The sequence below is a fragment of the Novosphingobium sp. BL-S-21 genome (genome assembly GCF_055521655.1).
On sequence record NZ_CM145496.1, the window covers coordinates 832,528 to 848,651 of the forward strand.

General features: G+C 66.2%; 17 protein-coding genes. 15 read left to right on the forward strand and 2 right to left on the reverse strand.

All coding sequences use genetic code 11. The features are described from left to right. Positions 1-79 precede the first annotated feature (79 nt). From ACZ1J6_RS12360 to ACZ1J6_RS12390, 7 genes are all read left to right on the forward strand, one after another. Positions 80-745, forward strand: a complete 666-nt coding sequence (locus ACZ1J6_RS12360) for a glutathione S-transferase family protein (protein ID WP_431567040.1) — start codon at positions 80-82, stop codon at positions 743-745. Positions 746-755: 10 nt separating this feature from the next. After that, positions 756-1,142, forward strand: a complete 387-nt coding sequence (locus ACZ1J6_RS12365; RefSeq protein ID WP_134093027.1) for a DUF1428 domain-containing protein — start codon at positions 756-758, stop codon at positions 1,140-1,142. Further along, positions 1,139-1,945, forward strand: a complete 807-nt coding sequence (locus ACZ1J6_RS12370; RefSeq protein WP_431567041.1) for a VOC family protein — start codon at positions 1,139-1,141, stop codon at positions 1,943-1,945. Before ACZ1J6_RS12365 ends, ACZ1J6_RS12370 begins: the two co-directional genes overlap by 4 nt. Before the next feature lie 133 nt (positions 1,946-2,078). After that, the gene (locus ACZ1J6_RS12375; protein WP_431567042.1) at positions 2,079-2,705 is read left to right on the forward strand and encodes a glutathione S-transferase family protein; all 627 of its coding nucleotides are present in this window, start codon (positions 2,079-2,081) and stop codon (positions 2,703-2,705) included. Beyond that, complete coding sequence (locus tag ACZ1J6_RS12380) at positions 2,702-3,217, forward strand: VOC family protein (protein ID WP_431567043.1); 516 nt, start codon at positions 2,702-2,704, stop codon at positions 3,215-3,217. The genes ACZ1J6_RS12375 and ACZ1J6_RS12380 overlap by 4 nt, the downstream gene beginning before the upstream one ends. After that, a complete protein-coding gene (locus ACZ1J6_RS12385) occupies positions 3,214-3,879 on the forward strand; it encodes a glutathione S-transferase family protein (RefSeq protein WP_431567044.1) in 666 nt (221 codons plus the stop codon). Before ACZ1J6_RS12380 ends, ACZ1J6_RS12385 begins: the two co-directional genes overlap by 4 nt. 26 nt (positions 3,880-3,905) lie before the next feature. Further along, entirely contained in the window at positions 3,906-4,364 is a 459-nt protein-coding gene (locus ACZ1J6_RS12390) for an SRPBCC family protein (protein ID WP_431567045.1), read from the forward strand. Between the two features lie 45 nt (positions 4,365-4,409). Here the strand turns inward: ACZ1J6_RS12390 and ACZ1J6_RS12395 are convergent, their stop codons facing one another. After that, a complete protein-coding gene (locus ACZ1J6_RS12395; protein ID WP_132263131.1) occupies positions 4,410-5,009 on the reverse strand; it encodes a J domain-containing protein in 600 nt (199 codons plus the stop codon). A 39-nt stretch (positions 5,010-5,048) separates the two neighbouring features. Between ACZ1J6_RS12395 and ACZ1J6_RS12400 the strand changes: the two genes are divergently transcribed. From ACZ1J6_RS12400 to ACZ1J6_RS12435, 8 genes are all read left to right on the forward strand, one after another. Beyond that, positions 5,049-5,321: a BolA family protein gene (locus ACZ1J6_RS12400; protein ID WP_207912811.1), complete on the forward strand. Its 273-nt coding sequence runs from the start codon at positions 5,049-5,051 to the stop codon at positions 5,319-5,321. A 70-nt stretch (positions 5,322-5,391) separates the two neighbouring features. After that, positions 5,392-6,060 carry an ATP phosphoribosyltransferase gene (hisG, locus tag ACZ1J6_RS12405; RefSeq protein WP_132263134.1) on the forward strand — a complete coding sequence of 223 codons (669 nt, stop codon included), beginning with the start codon at positions 5,392-5,394 and terminating at the stop codon, positions 6,058-6,060. After that, complete coding sequence (gene hisD / locus ACZ1J6_RS12410; RefSeq protein ID WP_431567046.1) at positions 6,060-7,349, forward strand: histidinol dehydrogenase; 1,290 nt, start codon at positions 6,060-6,062, stop codon at positions 7,347-7,349. Before hisG ends, hisD begins: the two co-directional genes overlap by 1 nt. Further along, on the forward strand, positions 7,346-7,792 hold the full coding sequence (gene nusB, locus ACZ1J6_RS12415) for a transcription antitermination factor NusB (protein ID WP_134093033.1): 447 nt from the start codon (positions 7,346-7,348) through the stop codon (positions 7,790-7,792). Before hisD ends, nusB begins: the two co-directional genes overlap by 4 nt. A gap of 82 nt (positions 7,793-7,874) precedes the next feature. Next, positions 7,875-8,834, forward strand: a complete 960-nt coding sequence (thiL, locus tag ACZ1J6_RS12420; RefSeq protein WP_431567047.1) for a thiamine-phosphate kinase — start codon at positions 7,875-7,877, stop codon at positions 8,832-8,834. A 138-nt stretch (positions 8,835-8,972) separates the two neighbouring features. Then, a complete protein-coding gene (locus ACZ1J6_RS12425) occupies positions 8,973-11,066 on the forward strand; it encodes a sodium-translocating pyrophosphatase (RefSeq protein WP_314465596.1) in 2,094 nt (697 codons plus the stop codon). A 130-nt stretch (positions 11,067-11,196) separates the two neighbouring features. Then, positions 11,197-12,351, forward strand: coding sequence for a GNAT family N-acetyltransferase (locus tag ACZ1J6_RS12430; protein WP_431567048.1), 1,155 nt, complete (start codon positions 11,197-11,199; stop codon positions 12,349-12,351). Then, a complete protein-coding gene (locus ACZ1J6_RS12435) occupies positions 12,348-13,208 on the forward strand; it encodes a transcriptional regulator (RefSeq protein WP_431567049.1) in 861 nt (286 codons plus the stop codon). The genes ACZ1J6_RS12430 and ACZ1J6_RS12435 overlap by 4 nt, the downstream gene beginning before the upstream one ends. Before the next feature lie 113 nt (positions 13,209-13,321). On the opposite strand, the gene ACZ1J6_RS12440 is transcribed toward ACZ1J6_RS12435, so the two are convergent. Continuing rightward, complete coding sequence (locus ACZ1J6_RS12440; protein WP_465128103.1) at positions 13,322-16,024, reverse strand: M1 family metallopeptidase; 2,703 nt, start codon at positions 16,022-16,024, stop codon at positions 13,322-13,324. Positions 16,025-16,124: the final 100 nt, after the last annotated feature.

Sequence of the window (16,124 nt, forward strand, 5' to 3'; positions counted from 1 at the left end):
GACACCGATCGGAGCCCGCAACGGGCGCCGTTCATGGCCGTGCCGCACAGGCCGTGGTCATGCGAACAGGAGAGTGTCGATGCCTCGAAGCGAGACCGCTTCCACCGTCTTCACGGCCTATGCCGACGTTCCGCCGCCGGTTCGCGGGCAGGTCCGCGATCTTCGCCTGCGCTGGGCGCACGAAGAGCTGGGCCGGGACTACCGGGTAGAGGAACTCGACGTCTATCACCCGCGCCCCGATGCCTACCGGGAATGGCAACCCTTCGGCCAGGTCCCCGCCTTCGACGACGGCACGCGCAAGCTGTTCGAAAGCGGCGCCATCCTGCTCTACCTGGGCGAGCAGGACGAACGCCTGCTGCCCGCCGACCCCGGCGCACGCTGGCTGGCGATCACCTGGCTGTTCGCCGCCCTCAACAGCGTGGAGCCCTTCGTCGCGCAGATCGGCGCGCTCGATATCTTCCACGCAGGCAAACCCTGGGCAGCCGAAGCGCGGCCAAGCGCGGTGAAGCTGGCGCAGTCGCGCCTCGCCGCCACCCAGACCGCGCTCGGCGACAAGGACTGGATCGCCGGAGATTTCTCCATCGCCGATATCCTGCTGGTCACCGTGCTGCGCAGCCTGGACCATACCGCGATCCTCGCAGAGTTTCCCGCGCTCGCCGCCTACAAGGCGCGCGGCGAAAACCGTCCGGCCTTCCGCCGGGCCCTTGCCGAACAACTCGAAAGCTACGCCTCTCCCGCCACTTAGGAGAATAGCCATGCCTTACGTAGATGGTTTCGTGATTGCCGTCCCTGCCGCCAACAAGGATAAATTCATCGCCCACGCCCGGGAATTCGACACTTACTTCATGGAGTACGGCGCCACGCGCATCGTCGAATGCTGGGGAGACGATGTCGAGCACGGCAAGCAGACCGACTTCTTCCGCGCCGTCGCGGCGAAGGAGGACGAAGTGGTCTGCTTCAGCTGGATCGAATGGCCTGACAAGGGCACCCGCGATCGCCAGATGGGCCTGCTCATGGAACTGATGAAGACCGACCCGCGCTTCGACCCCGAGAAGAACCCCATGCCGTTCGACGGCGCCCGCATGATCTTCGGCGGCTTCCAGTCCGTCGTCGTGCTGCCCCAGACCGAACAGGGAGAATGACCGTGGCCAATCCCGTCGGAAGCTTCATCTGGTACGAACTGCTCACCAGCGACATCGAGGGCGCCGCCGCCTTCTATCGCGAGGTCGTTGGCTGGACGATCGCCACTCATGCCGATCCCGAGGCAGGAGGCCTCGACTACCGCATGATCGTTCGCGACGACGGCGGCATGGCCGGGGGCGCGATGGCCATTACCGAGGACATGGCGCAAGGCGGCGCAAGGCCGATCTGGCTCCCCTATTTCTACGTGGAGAACGTGGATGCCGCGGTGGAGGCGATCACTTCCGAGGGCGGAAAAGTGCAGATGCCGGCCACGGACCTGCCCGTCGGCCGCATCGCCATGGTCGCCGATCCGCAGGGCGTGCCGATCTATCTGATGAAGCCGGTCCCACCTGCCGACAAGCCGGATGCTGCCAGTGACGTCTTCTCCGTCACGGAGAACCAGCGGGTGCGCTGGAACGAACTCGCCAGCCCCGACCAGGCCGGGTCCATGGCCTTCTACGGCAAGCACTTCGGCTTCACGTTCGACGAGAAGATGTCGATGGGCGAGATGGGCGACTATTGCTTCATCGGGCACCACGGCCAGACGCTGGGCGCGATCATGCAGCGGCAGGAAGAAAGCCAGCCGTCGGTCTGGATGTTCTACTTCGGCGTGCCCTCCATCGCACAGGCAAAATCGGCGGTGGAGGCAAATGGCGGCAAGGTCCTGATGGGACCGCACGAAGTGCCGGGCGGTGAGTGGATCATCGTCGCGCTCGATCCTCAGGGCGCCGGCTTCGGACTGGTCGGGCCGAAAGGCGACTGATCCCCGAAACCTCTGGTCTCCGAACGATCGGCCCCCGAAAAAAGACCGGGGCGCGACAGGAACGAAAGGCCATTGACGGCGGAACGATGTTCCATGATTGTTCCGCCTTCAAGCAGGACGATGGAGTAGGATCATGGCCGACTACACCTTCTATACCAATCCCATGTCGCGCGGGCAGATCGCGCGCTGGGCGCTGCACGAAGTCGGGGCCGATTATCGGCAGATCCTGATCGACTGGAAAGACAAGCCGGAGAGTTTCCTGGCGGTCAATCCGATGGGCAAAGTGCCCACCATCGTCCACCATGCCGAAGACGGAGACCGGGTCGTCACTGAAGCGGCGGCGATCTGCCTCTACCTGGCGGAGATGCATCCCGAGGCCGGGCTGCTGCCGAACGATGCCGAAATGGCGGACTATTACCGCTGGACCTTCTTTGCCTCCGGCCCGGTCGAACAGGCGATCACCTCCCGCCACCTCAAGTGCGAACCCACGCCCGAGCAGGAGCCGATGGCTGGCTGGGGGAACTTCGAGCGCACGATTAACGCGCTGGAGAGCCATTTCGACCAGGCCGACTATGTCTGCGGCGGACGCTTCACCATGGCGGACGTCTACGTCGGCAGCGCGGTCGACTGGGGGCTCACGTTCGGCACGATGCCGCCGCGCCGCGCTTTCGTCGCCTACGCCGAGCGTTTCCAGGCGCGGGAAGGCTACAAGGCCGCCAAGGCCGTGGACAACACCCTGATCGGGGAGATGAAGAAATGACCGCCGATCGCCCTGCAAAGAACCGCGTCTGCCTCTGGTACGACGGCGCGGCGGAAGAAGCGGCGAATTTCTATGCCTCGGTCTTCCCCGACACCCACGTCACCCGCGTCGTCCAGTCTCCCACGGACTATCCGGACGGGAAACAGGGCGACGTCATCACCGTGGAATTCACGGTCATGGGTATCGAATGCATCGGCCTCAACGGCGGCCCGACTTTCCAGCATTCGGAAGCCTTCTCCTTCCAGGTCGAAACTCTGAACCAGGAGGAAACCGACCGTTACTGGGATGCGATCGTCGGCAATGGCGGGGCCGAAAGCATGTGCGGCTGGTGCAAGGACAAGTGGGGCCTTTCCTGGCAGATAACCCCCAAGGCGCTCAGCGATTCCCTTACCAACCCGGACCGCGCGGCAGCGAAGCGGGGGATGGAGGCGATGATGACGATGCGCAAGATCGACATCGCGGCGATCGAGGCCGCCGTCGCCGGTCATGACGGGCAAGGAACCGGCGCATGAATCCGGAACCGAGCCTGGAACTTTTCGGCCATCCGTTCTCGTCCTACACCTGGAAGGCGCTAATCCCGCTTTACGCCTATGACGTGCCTTTCGCGTTCCGCATTATCGATGCCGAGCACCCCGAACATGCCGAAGTCGTCCAGACCGCCGGCCCGCTCGGCAAGTTCCCGGTGCTGCGCGATGGCGAGAACCTTCTGTTCGAAGCGACGACGATCGTCGAATATATCGACCGGCATCTCATCGCGCCCGGCACGCTGGTTCCCGAGGATCCCGATGCGGCCACGGCGATCCGGATGCTTGACCGCGTGTTCGACAACTACGTCATGAACGTGATGCAGATCGTCGTGAACGAATATATCCGCGACAGCAAGAACCCCGACCTTGCCCGCTGCGCGGAAGCGCGCGCCCAACTCGACAGGGTCTATGCCTGGCTGGAAGGCTGGCTGCAGTTCTATCCGCCGATGGATCAGGTCACCTTGATCGAATGCGCGGCGGCGCCATCGCTGTTCTATGCCGACTGGGTCCACCCCATCCCGGAAGACAGGCCGCGCCTGCGACAATGGCGCGCGCATCTGCTGTCCCTGCCCTCTGTCGCGCGCTGCGTCGAGGATGCCCGACCCTTCCGCGCCTACTTCCCGCTCGGCGCGCCGGACCGCGACTGAATGATTCGCGATTGAGGAGATTGTCCGTGAACGATGCCAGCAACGAACTCTCGATCACGCGCTTCATCGACGCCCCCGTGGAGAAAGTCTGGGACGTCATGGCCAATCGCCAGGAGGAATGGTGGTGCCCTCGCCCCTGGCGGGTCGAGATTGATGAGCAGGACAAGCGCGCCGGCGGCGCCTGCCGGATGACGATGTATGGCCCCGACGGTGAGGAAGCGCCGCAGAACGGCATCTATATCGCCTACGAGGAAGGCCGCCGCTTCGTGACAACCGATGCCGTCACTGCCGATTTCCAGCCCTCCGGCCCCTTCATGATCGGCATCTGGGAAGTGGCAAGCGAAGGCAACGGCACTCGCTACACCGCCTCGGCTCGTCACTGGAGCAGCGAAACGAAGAAGCAGCACGAAGAGATGGGCTTCGTGGACGGCTGGTCTGCCTGCGCCGATCAACTCGCCGAAATCTGCGAGGCGGAGGGGGCCTGAGCAGGCTCACATCCGCCGCAAGTTCTCGATCCCCCGGCTGAACGCCTATCCGGCCGAAGCCATTGCCGAAGACTTTCGCAGCAGTTGGTAGGCCTCCACCACGCCCTGAAGCCGCTCGGCGTGGCTGTGGTCTCCGCCGTTGTGATCGGGGTGATACTGCCGGAGCAACCGGGTATAGCGCAGGCGCAGGGTCTTGCTGTCGATGTCACCGTCCAGGCCCAGGAATTCCAGGGCGCGGCGCTCTTCCGGCGTGAAGCGGATGTTCTGCGGCTTCATGTCGGCCTGGCGCTGCCGGACATGGGCCCTCGCCCGCCCGCTGATCGCCTCCAGCGGGTCCGCGAAATCGGCCCACCGCGGCGTTCCGTCCACGCCGGCGTCCGGCCGGAAGGCACGGCTCTGCGCTTCCCAGCCATGAAGCGGCGACTGGGCACGGAAGATTTCCTCCGCGCTCATGCCGTCGAAATAGTCGTATCCCGAATTGAACTCGCGAACGTGGTCGAGGCAGAACCAGCGATAGTCGCCCGGCCCGTCGAAACCCGGCAAACGAACGCCCGGCGCGCGAAACTCGCCCGCTTCCTCACATCCCGGCCAGTTGCATTCGCGTCCGCCGGATTCGACCCTGCCATGAAATCTAGAATGTCTCACCGGCTTCCAGATGGGATAAGCTGCGTCTAAATGGAAGACATGACCGGACCGATCGCACAGGAAATGCGGCAGCTTCTCGAAGCCGCCTTCGCCCCCACCCACCTCGCGGTAATCAATGATTCCGCCAGCCACGCCGGCCATATGGGCGACGATGGCACCGGCGAATCGCATTTCACCATCGAGATCGAGACCCCTGCTTTCACCGGCGTTTCCCGCCTCCAACGCCAGCGTCTCGTCAATGCCGCGCTCGGCGACATTCCCGGAACGCGCGTCCATGCCCTTGCCATCAAGGCCCGCGCCCCAGGCGAATAACAGGCCGGGTCGTCAGACGCCCGTTATCCCCGGTTGCCCTTTGCGCAATGGCAGCCTAAATGCGCGCACCATGCCGACAACCCTGACATTCGCCGTGCCCAAGGGCCGAATCCTCGACGAGGCGCTGCCGCTGATGGCGCGCGCCGGCGTGGTGCCCGAGGCGGAATTCCACGACAAGAAGTCTCGCGCGCTCTCTTTCGCCTGCGAGAACAGCGACACGCGCCTGATCCGCGTGCGCGCTTTCGACGTGGCGACGTTCGTGGCCCATGGCGCGGCGCAAGTCGGGATCGTCGGCTCCGACGTGGTCGAGGAATTCGCCTACCCGGACCTCTACGCGCCGGTTGACCTCGATGTCGGACACTGCCGCCTCTCCGTGGCGGAGCGCGAAGGCGAAGTCGGGGGCGCCCTGCCGTCGCACTTGCGCGTCGCCAGCAAGTACCCGAACCTCACGCGCCGCCATTACGAAAAGCTGGGCGTGCAGGCCGAAGTCGTGAAGCTGAACGGCGCCATGGAACTGGCGCCGACGCTGGGACTATCGAGCCGCATCGTCGATCTCGTTTCCACCGGGCGCACCCTGAAGGAAAACGGCCTTGTCGAGACCAGCCGCATCCTCGACATTTCGGCCCGCCTGATCGTCAATCGCGCAGCGCTCAAGACTGACGAGCGCGTGGCCGCACTGGTCGAGCGTTTCCGCGCGCTGGTGGCCGAAAATGCCCGGACGCGCGAGGCGGCCGCCTGATGCTGCGGCTTTCCAGCAAGGACGCAGGCTTTGCCGAGGCGTTCCAGCGTGTCGTCGCCGACCGCCGCGAAAGTGCTGTCGATGTCGCGCGCGATGTGGCCGAGATCCTCTCCGCCGTGCGTGAGAACGGCGATGCCGCCCTGGCCGAATATACCGAACGTTTCGATGGCCACGACCTTGACGAGAGCGGCTGGCAGATCGATGCCGAGACCTGCCGCGCCGCTTTCGATGGCCTGGAGCCGACCCTGCGCGATGCGCTCGAACTGGCTGCCAACCGCATCCGCACCTATCACGCCGCCCAGCTCCCGGAAAACCGCGACTATACCGACGAAGCCGGCGTGCGCCTCGGCGCGATCTGGCGCGCGGTCGATGCCGCCGGGCTCTATGTGCCGGGCGGCCGCGCGGCCTATCCTTCCTCGATGCTGATGAACGCGATCCCCGCGAAAGTGGCCGGCGTGGAGCGTCTCGTCGTCGTCACCCCGACGCCGAAGGGCGAGGTCAATGCCCTGGTGCTCGCCGCCGCGCATCTCGCGGGCGTGGACGAGGTCTGGCGCGTGGGCGGTGCCCATGCCGTCGGCGCACTGGCCTATGGTACCGAGCGGATCGCCCCGGTCGATGTCATCACCGGCCCCGGCAATGCCTGGGTGGCCGAGGCCAAGCGCCAGCTCTACGGCGTAGTCGGCATCGACATGGTAGCCGGCCCCAGCGAAATCCTGGTGATTGCCGATGCGAAGAACGAACCGCGCCGCATTGCCGCCGACCTGCTGAGCCAGGCCGAGCACGACCCGACTTCGCAATCGATCCTCATCACCGACGACGCGGCCTTTGCCGATGCCGTGGCCGAGGCCGTGGAGCTGGAACTTTCCGCGCTCGCCACCCAGGCGACCGCCCGCCAGTCCTGGAACGAATACGGCGTCATCGTCGTCGTCGAGAGCCTGGAACAGGCGCCGATCCTGGCCGATGCGCTTGCCGCCGAGCATGTCGAGATCGCGACCGACGATCCCGAAAGCCTGTTCCGCAAGATCCGCCATGCCGGATCGGTATTCCTCGGCCGCATGACCCCCGAAGCCGTGGGCGACTATGTGGCCGGCCCGAACCACGTCCTGCCCACCGGGCGGCGCGCGCGCTTCGCCTCGGGCCTCTCGGTCCTCGATTTCATGAAGCGCACCAGCTTCATCCAGCTCGATCAGGCGGCGCTTGAGGCCATTGGCCCCGCCGCCGTCGCCCTTGCCGATGCGGAAGGGCTTCCTGCGCATGCGCGCTCCATTTCCATAAGGCTCGGCCAATGACGAATTATTCCAAGCAGGCCCGTGCGGCCGCCCGCCTCGCGGCCGTTCAGGCGCTCTACCAGTTCGAGATGGAAGCGACCCTGCTTCCCACGCTGCTGGACGAGTTCCACCGTCACCGCCTGGGTGCGGAAATCGACGAAGACCAGTACGCCAAGGCCGAAGTCGCGTTCTTCGACGACGTGGTGAAGGGCGTGATCGCCCGCCGCGACGAGATCGACGAACTGATCACCGGCAAGCTGGCCGAAGGCTGGGCGCTGCCCCGCCTCGACAAGACCATGCTGCAGATCCTGCGCGCCGGCGCCTACGAACTGATGGCCCGCCCGGACGTGCCCACCGCGGCTGCGATCAGCGAATATCTCGACGTGGCCCATGCCTTCTTCGACGCGCGCGAGGCGAAGTTCGTGAACGGCGTGCTCGATGCCGTGGCGAAGTCGGTCCGCTGACGCGCCGCGCTGCGTGTTTCGCGCGGCATGATCCTCAAGGCCTGATCTCGACAAGGGGCCCGGCGCGGCCCATGGTCTCAGCGTGAGCCGCGAATTCGCCTTCATCGACGCCTTGCGCGCCATTGCCGTCAGCCCCGCCGCGCGCGGGCTGGCGGACGATGCCGCCGTCCTCGAACTCGGCGGACAGAAGCTGGTCCTGACCATGGACACCCTGGTGGAGGCCGTGCATTTCCTGCCCGGCGATCCGCCCGAAGATGTCGCGTGGAAACTGGTGGCGGTCAACGCCTCGGACCTGACCGCGAAAGGCGCCGAACCGCTCGGCTGCCTCAAGTCGCACGCTCTGGGCGAAGAGGACTGGGACCGCGCGTTTCTGGCCGGGCTGGAACTCGCCTGCCGGCATTTCCGGCTGCCGCTGCTCGGCGGCGACACCGTACGCATGCCCAAGGGTTCGGCGCGCAGTTTTTCGCTCACTGCGCTCGGCCGCGGGCCGGAAGATTGCCCCGTGCCCTCGCGCAGCGGGGCGCAGGCGGGCGATCTGCTGTGGGTCAGCGGCACGATCGGCGATTCCGGGCTCGGCCTGGAGCTGCTGACGTCGGGAGGCCGGGTCCAGACGCCCGAAGCGGGCTGGCTGATCGACCGGTACCACCGCCCCATGCCCGAGCCGGCGCTGGGCGTGGCGCTGGCCCCCCTGGCGACCGCCATGATGGACGTTTCCGACGGCCTGCTGGTGGATGCGCGGCGCATGGCCAAGGCCAGCGACGTCTCGATCGTCATCACTGCCGACGACGTGCCGCTGTCCAGAGCGCTGGTCGCCACTGTCGGCGATGGTCTGGAACAGAGGCTCCAGGCCATGACGGCGGGCGACGACTACGTGCTGCTGTTCACCGCGCCTGCCGTGAACAGCGCCTATGTGCGTGCGGCGGCCGCAGCGGCGGGCTCGCATGTCCGGCCGATCGGCGCCGTGGCAGAAGGCGCGGATATTGCGCTGGAGTGGCAGGGCCAGCCCGCACCCCTGCCCGAGCGCTTGGGTTACCAGCATTGAGCGCCTCGTCGTACCTTGCGACGGAAACCTTACTAACCCGGCTTATCAAGGCGCTTGCCACTAGTCGAGCTTCCCTATAGCCCTAGTCGTATCGAGCGGGAAAACCCGTCGTTACATATTGGGAAAAGGGGGCGTTTTGTGAATCCAGTCACGATCGCAATTGTCCTGGGGCTTCTGGCCATTCTCTATGGCTTCGTCACCAGCCGCCAAGTGCTCGGCTCTCCAGCCGGCAACGAAAAGATGCAGGAAATCGCCGCCGCCATTCAGGAAGGCGCACAAGCCTACCTGAAACGGCAGTATTCGACGATCGCGGTTGTCGGGATCGTCGTTGCACTGATTATCGTCGTCACGCTCGGGACCGTTTCGGCCGTGGGCTTCGTGATCGGCGCGATCCTTTCCGGTTTTGCCGGTTTCATCGGCATGAACATCTCGGTCCGCTCCAACGTGCGCACCGCGGCCGCCGCGCAGACCGGCCTGCAACAGGGCCTGACCCTGGCTTTCCGTGCCGGTGCGATCACCGGCATGCTGGTGGCCGGCCTCGCGCTGCTCGCCATCGCCGTGTTCTACTGGTACCTCACCGGGCCGGGCGGACATACCGTGGGCGGAGAAGACCGCACCGTGGTCCAGGGTCTCACCGCCCTCGCCTTCGGCGCTTCCCTGATCTCGATATTCGCCCGCCTCGGCGGCGGCATCTTCACCAAGGCGGCCGATGTCGGCGCCGACCTTGTCGGCAAAGTCGAAGCCGGCATCCCGGAAGACGATCCCCGCAATCCCGCCGTCATCGCCGACAACGTGGGAGACAACGTGGGCGACTGCGCCGGCATGGCTGCCGACCTGTTCGAGACTTACGTCGTCACTGTCGGCGCTACCATGGTGCTGACCGCCCTCCTCATGAAGGGCATCGACAATTTTTCCGGCCTGATGGCCCTGCCCCTGCTGATCGGCGGCGTCTGCATCGTCACCTCGATCATCGGCACATACTTCGTCCGCCTCGGCGGATCGCAGAACATCATGGGCGCCATGTACAAGGGCTTCCTTGTCACTGCCGTGCTCTCGGTGCCGGCCATCTGGTGGGCGATCGGCTATTCGCTCGGAGATATGAACGCCCTCATCGGCGAAACGGACTTCTCCGGCCGCACGCTGTTCTACTGCTCGCTGGTCGGGCTGGTCATTACCGGCCTCATCATCTGGATCACCGAATATTACACCGGCACCGGCTACCGGCCGGTCCGCTCCATCGCCAAGGCCTCGGAGACCGGCCACGGCACCAACGTCATCCAGGGACTTGCGATCAGTCTTGAGGCCACCGCACTGCCCACCCTGGTGATCGTCACCGGCATCATCGTGGCCTACCAGCTCGCGGGACTGCTCGGCATCGCCTATGCGGCTACCGCCATGCTGGCGCTGGCAGGCATGGTCGTCGCCCTGGACGCCTATGGCCCCGTCACCGACAATGCCGGCGGCATCGCCGAAATGGCCGGTCTGGACGACGCCGTGCGCGAGAAGACCGACGCGCTGGATGCGGTGGGCAACACCACCAAGGCCGTGACCAAGGGCTATGCCATCGGCTCGGCGGGCCTTGCCGCGTTGGTGCTCTTCGCGGCCTATACCAACGATCTTAGGGAGTTCTTCCCCGGCCTGAATGTCGATTTCAGCCTGGAGAATCCCTACGTCATCGTCGGGCTGCTGCTCGGCGCGCTGCTGCCCTATCTGTTCGGGGCCATGGGCATGACCGCCGTGGGCCGCGCGGCCGGCGATGTGGTGGTGGACGTGCGCGAACAGTTCAAGGCCAATCCCGGCATCATGACTTACGAGTCCAAGCCCGATTACGCCCGGACCGTGGACCTCGTGACCAAGGCCGCGATCAAGGAGATGATCGTGCCCTCGCTGCTGCCGGTGCTGGCGCCGATCGTGGTCTACTTCGTGATCTCGGCGGTCGCGGGCACCGAAAACGGCTTCGCCGCGCTCGGCGCCTTGCTGCTGGGCGTGATCGTGGGCGGCCTGTTCGTGGCGCTCTCGATGACCTCGGGCGGCGGCGCCTGGGACAATGCGAAGAAATACATCGAGGACGGCCATCACGGCGGCAAGGGCTCCGAAGCTCACAAAGCCGCGGTGACGGGCGATACGGTCGGCGATCCCTACAAGGACACGGCCGGACCGGCGGTGAACCCGATGATCAAGATCACCAATATCGTCGCCCTGCTCCTGCTTGCCGCGCTGGCAGCAGGCTGAAACGACAAGACCATGATGGCCGGCCCCGGCGGAGCGATCCGCCGGGGCTTTGGCATGGAAGGCGGCGTTAGCACTTCCTTGATGCCGGGGCGCTAGAGGCTGCTGAAGGATAAGCAGGCTCGCAAGCACCATGTTCGACCGCCAGGCCCATTCGGTTCGCAGGGACGCCGCTCCGGCGGCGGCGCCCGATTCGCTGCGCTGCGTCCCGTGGCGTGCGCTGGAGGCCGACATCGCCGCCTGGGACCGGCTCGCGCTGGATGCGAGCGAGCCCAATCCCTTTTTCGAAAGCTGGTATCTCCTGCCCTCGCTGCGTCACCTCGCGCGCGGACAGGACGTGATGATCCTGCGGTTCGAGCGGGCCGGAGAGCTGGCCGGGCTTCTGCCGATCCTGCGAACACCCCGCTACTATCGCTGGCCGGTGCCGAACCTGACAAGCTGGCTTCACGACAACTGCTTCTGCGGCGTCCCGCTGGTGGCACGGGGCGCGGAGGCCGCGTTCTGGCGCGCGGTGCTGGACTGGGCGGATGGTCACGCGGGACAGGCGCTGTTCCTCCACTTGCGCGGCATTCCCGTCGACGGCCCCGTTCACGCCGCCCTTTCGGCGCTGCTTGCCGCAGAACCGCGCCAGTCCGAAGTGGTGCACCGCGAGGAGCGCGCCCTGCTCGCCTCGGACCTGACCGGCGACGCCTATCTGGAGGCCTCGCTATCGGGCAAGAAACGCAAGGAACTGCGCCGACAGGCCAGCCGCCTGGCGGAACTGGGAACCGTGGATGTCGAGCGACACTCCGGTGAGGACGGCCTGGCCGCATGGTGCGACGCCTTCCTCGCGCTGGAGGCTTCTGGCTGGAAGGGCAAGGCCGGATCGGCGCTGGCCAACCAGCCGGAAACGACCGCCCTGCTGCGTGAAAGCCTGGAAGGCGCGGCCCGGCGGGGCCGTCTCGAACGTCTCTCGCTCATGCTCGACGGCCGGCCCATCGCCATGCTGGCCAGCTTCCTGACCCCGCCGGGCGCCTATTCCTTCAAGACCGCTTTCGACGAAGGCTACTCCCGATACTCGCCGGGGGTCCTGCTCCAGCGGGAGAACCTGCGCGTGCTGGAGCGCGACGACATCGCCTGGACCGACAGCTGCGCCGCGGCCGACCACCCGATGATCGACCATCTCTGGCGCCAGCGCCGCACGGTCGCGCGAATTTCGATCGCCATCGGCGGTCCGCTCCGCCGCCGCCTGTTCCGCCACTTCGTCCGCGCGGAAATCGCGCGCCGTCCCGCAGGAGGAAACCTGTGAACCTGTTTTCCAAGACCGGAGGCGCTGCCGTCTTCTCCGAAGAGGCGCGCGCCCGCTTTTCCGCCAATTACCCCGAAGTGCCGCACAAATTGACCCATGCCCTTGGCGAGCATCCGCTGATGACGCTGGAAGCGCTTGCCGCCCTTGCGGAATCGCTGCCGGCGGGGTCGGCGGAGTACAATTTCGGCAACCAGCCGCTTGGCATCGACGGCAAGCCCGCGCCCACCGGCATCCCCATCGGCCGCACGATCCGCGAGATCGAGACGACCAACTCGTGGGCCGTCATCAAGAACATCGAACAGGACCCTGGCTACGCCCGCCTTCTGGGCGAGCTGCTGGATGAGCTGCGCCCCGCCATCGAGGCGAAAACCGGCCGCATGATGAAGCTTCAGGCCTTTGCCTTCGTCACTTCGGCGGGCGGCGTCACGCCCTATCACTTCGACCCCGAACACAACATCCTGCTGCAAGTGCGCGGCACCAAGGTCATGACCCAGTTCCCCGCCGGCGATCCCCGCTTCGCGCCGGACCGGGTCCACGAGACCTACCACACGGGCGGCGGCCGCGAACTCAAGTGGCACGACGACCTCCTGCCCGGAGGCACGGAGTTCGCCCTGAGCGCGGGCGAGGCGGTCTATGTCCCGGTCATGGCGCCCCATTTCGTGCGCAACGGCGGCGCGCCATCGGTTTCCCTGTCGATCACCTGGCGTTCCGAATGGAGCTTTGCGGAGGCCGATGCGCGGGCCTTCAATGGCTGGCTGCGAGGGTTCGGCCTCTCGCCGGGACGAACGAAGCGCTGGCCCGCGCGGAACCGGATAAAGGCTTTCGGGTGGCGCGTGCTTCGCAGGTTCGGCAAATAAGGAAGAGGCAGGGGATCCAGGCCCCCCTGCCTCTCCTGTTCTCCGCCCTGCCCGGCAATGCGGGATGTCGCCATTCCGAGGGCCCGGGGGTCACCCCCCGGAATTGCGCCCCCTTACTTCGTCTTCTTCACCCAGGCCGCGACCTCGACGCGCTGGCGGGGACGATTGGCCAGACGCTCCTTGAGTCCGGTCAGAGCCTGCACCACCGGCTTGGCCTCATCCGCAGGAAGCGTTGCGGCATAGGCCTCGATCTTGCCGACCATGTCCGGGTTCGTGCTCGACGCGACGATGCGCGCGAAGAAGCGGGCGCGGCCGGAGTGCTCGATCAGCCCGTCGATCGCCTGCTGGTGCGCGCGAACGAAGTCGAACGTCATCTCCGGATGGGCGCGGCCGACCGTGGTGATGATCTGCGAGGCGCTGGTCGCATCGGGCGTGCCGGAAATGGCAAGCGCGAGAGCGTCCTTGGCGATCGCTTCGTCCCCGGCCATGCCGAGGTCCGTATAGTAGAGCTGGCGTTCCACGAAGCCGGTGGCCTTGGCGGCCTGCTGGCGCAGGAGATCCCAGTCGGCACGATTGGCATTGGCCGCAGCCACGCTCAGCCAGGTGGCCTTCATCGGACCGTCAAGCGACTTGGGATCGGCGGCGAGCCCCTGGAGCCGGCGGCGCGCCTCGGCAACGACACGGGCGTCGCCGATCGTGCCGAGCGTGTCTATCAGCTGCGAGCGCAGCTTGGTGTCGGTCAGCGGCTCGCCTGCGACCGGGTCGAAGCCCAGCTTGTCCAGACGCGGCGCCCAGGTCTTCGAAATCCGCGCGGCGAGCCTGGACTTGACCTTGGCATCGTCGAGCAGACCGTAGACGCCTTCCCACTGGCCGACGACTTTGCCCGAAAGCGTGGCATCGGCCGTCGCGGGTACGGCCGACAGCAGGCGCAGGCCCGCCGACATGTCCTGATAACCCGCCAGCGACAGCGAAAGGTTGTCGCGCAGGAGGCCGTACTGGTCGATCGGCGCCAGCGACGCGAAACCGGAAACCAGCGCATCGAGCGCCTTGCCATCGTAGAGCGTCCGGTAATAGCCGAGCTGGCCCGCATTCACGAGCACGGCATCGCAGCTGTCCAGCGTGACGCTGTCGGTCCTGCCGGTCATGAGATGACGCGTGGGCTCCCCGTTTCCGGCGCGGATCAGCAGCGGCATGGGCCAGGTCGGCGTCTTGCCGCCGCGGGTCGAGGGATCGAGCGAGAAGGCGTCCTGCGTCAGGTCGAGGCGCGTCTTGCCGGCCGCGCAGGCGGATACCTTGACGCGCAGCAGCGGTACGCCCGGGGTATGGGTGAACGCCTCGGCGATCAGGTCCACGTCCTTGCCGCCCGCCGATTCCATGGCCGCCCAGAGGTCCTTGCTGACCGTGTTCGAATAGGCATGGCTGCGCATGTAGGTCTGCATGCCGGTGCGCCAGGTATCGGCGCCGACATAGTCCTCCAGCATCGAGATGACCGCCTGCCCCTTCTGGTAGGTGATCGAATCGAAGGCCTGCTCCATCTCGGAAACCGTGCGGACCTTCTGCACGACGGGGTGCGTGGTTGGCAGCGCGTCGAGCGCCATGGCGCCTTCGCGGCCGTCGATGCCGCCCAGCTTCCAGTTCCATTCCGGGTTGAAGTGATCGGTGACCTTGTCGGCCATCCAGCTGGCGAAGCCTTCGTTCAGCCAGATGTCGTCCCACCAGGCCATCGTCACGAGATCGCCGAACCACTGATGCGCGGTTTCGTGCGCCTGCACGCTGTAGATGCTCTGCTTGCCGGAAGGGCTGGTGACGGCGGGATCGAGCAGCAGGATACGCTCGAATGTCATGATCGCGCCCCAGTTCTCCATGGCGCCGAAGAACTGCGAGGAGCCGGGCGCGGCAATGTTGTCCAGCTTGGGCAGCGGGAACTTCACGCCGAAATAGTCGTCGAACCAGGGAAGGATCTGGGCGAGGCCGTCACGCGCGTAGTCGGCCTGAGCGCCGCTGCCCGCGGGCGAAATGATGCCCACGTCCACGCCGTCCGCCGCCTTTTTCGCGGTCCGCTCGAAATCGCCGACACCGAAGAACAGCAGGTAGGAACTCATTTTCGGAGTCGTGCCGAACGTGACGCGCTTGAGCCCGCCCGCCAGCATTTCCTGCCCCTTCACCGGCATGTTGCTGATCGCCATGCGGTCTGCGGGGACGACGGCGGAAAGGTCGAAGGTCGCCTTGTAGCTCGGCTCGTCGAAGCTGGGCACGAACCGGCGCGCGTCAGGCGCTTCGAACTGGGTGAACAGCCCGCGCACTTCGCCGCGGTTGCCCGCGCCGGTCCGCTTGTCGGGATAGTCGAGCGCGAAGAAGCCGGAGGGCTGAGTGCCGATCTTGCCGGCATAAGTCACATCGAGGCGGTATTTGCCCGGCGCGAGCGTCTTGCCGGCGGCGAAGCGCAAGGTCTGCGCGTTCTCGTCGGCGCTCGTCTGGAGCGGAAGGGTGACGCCGTTGGCGGCGACCAGGCTGGCGGACGAGACCGCCAGGCCATTGCCGTGCAGCGTGAGTGCGTCGGTGGCGGTGAAGACGGTGAGGTCGATCGAGGCGATGCCGCTGAAGGTCAGTGCCTTGGCATCGGGGGTCACTTCGATGCGGTAGTGGCTGGGCCGGGCGTTGCGCGGCAGGTCGCTGGGGACGGTTTCGGCCAGCGGCACGGCCTCGCCCGAGGCGGCGGGAGGAACGGCGGCAGGTGCTGCGGCGAAGGCCTGCGCGGAAACGACAAGGGCAATCACGGCGCCGGCCGTGGCGAGATTACGCAAGGAAGAACGCATGAGGGGCTGAAGCTCCGGAAATCGGCTTTGTTGCGGATGCGCAGGGCTGCCCCCGCGCGCCAGCGGATGCGCGCGTCCTAGCGCGAACTTCGCCGCAGTG

What these genes read in the sequence shown, in the direction of transcription:
- hisD (WP_431567046.1), top strand. Translation starts at nt 6,060, where the DNA reads ATGCTGCGGCTTTCCAGCAAGGACGCAGGCTTTGCCGAGGCGTTCCAG.
- hisG (WP_132263134.1), top strand. Translation starts at nt 5,392, where the DNA reads ATGCCGACAACCCTGACATTCGCCGTGCCCAAGGGCCGAATCCTCGAC.
- ACZ1J6_RS12430 (WP_431567048.1), top strand. Translation starts at nt 11,197, where the DNA reads ATGTTCGACCGCCAGGCCCATTCGGTTCGCAGGGACGCCGCTCCGGCG.
- ACZ1J6_RS12370 (WP_431567041.1), top strand. Translation starts at nt 1,139, where the DNA reads ATGACCGTGGCCAATCCCGTCGGAAGCTTCATCTGGTACGAACTGCTC.
- nusB (WP_134093033.1), top strand. Translation starts at nt 7,346, where the DNA reads ATGACGAATTATTCCAAGCAGGCCCGTGCGGCCGCCCGCCTCGCGGCC.
- ACZ1J6_RS12380 (WP_431567043.1), top strand. Translation starts at nt 2,702, where the DNA reads ATGACCGCCGATCGCCCTGCAAAGAACCGCGTCTGCCTCTGGTACGAC.
- ACZ1J6_RS12375 (WP_431567042.1), top strand. Translation starts at nt 2,079, where the DNA reads ATGGCCGACTACACCTTCTATACCAATCCCATGTCGCGCGGGCAGATC.
- ACZ1J6_RS12385 (WP_431567044.1), top strand. Translation starts at nt 3,214, where the DNA reads ATGAATCCGGAACCGAGCCTGGAACTTTTCGGCCATCCGTTCTCGTCC.
- ACZ1J6_RS12440 (WP_465128103.1), bottom strand. Translation starts at nt 16,024, where the DNA reads ATGCGTTCTTCCTTGCGTAATCTCGCCACGGCCGGCGCCGTGATTGCC.
- ACZ1J6_RS12400 (WP_207912811.1), top strand. Translation starts at nt 5,049, where the DNA reads ATGACCGGACCGATCGCACAGGAAATGCGGCAGCTTCTCGAAGCCGCC.
- ACZ1J6_RS12365 (WP_134093027.1), top strand. Translation starts at nt 756, where the DNA reads ATGCCTTACGTAGATGGTTTCGTGATTGCCGTCCCTGCCGCCAACAAG.
- ACZ1J6_RS12360 (WP_431567040.1), top strand. Translation starts at nt 80, where the DNA reads ATGCCTCGAAGCGAGACCGCTTCCACCGTCTTCACGGCCTATGCCGAC.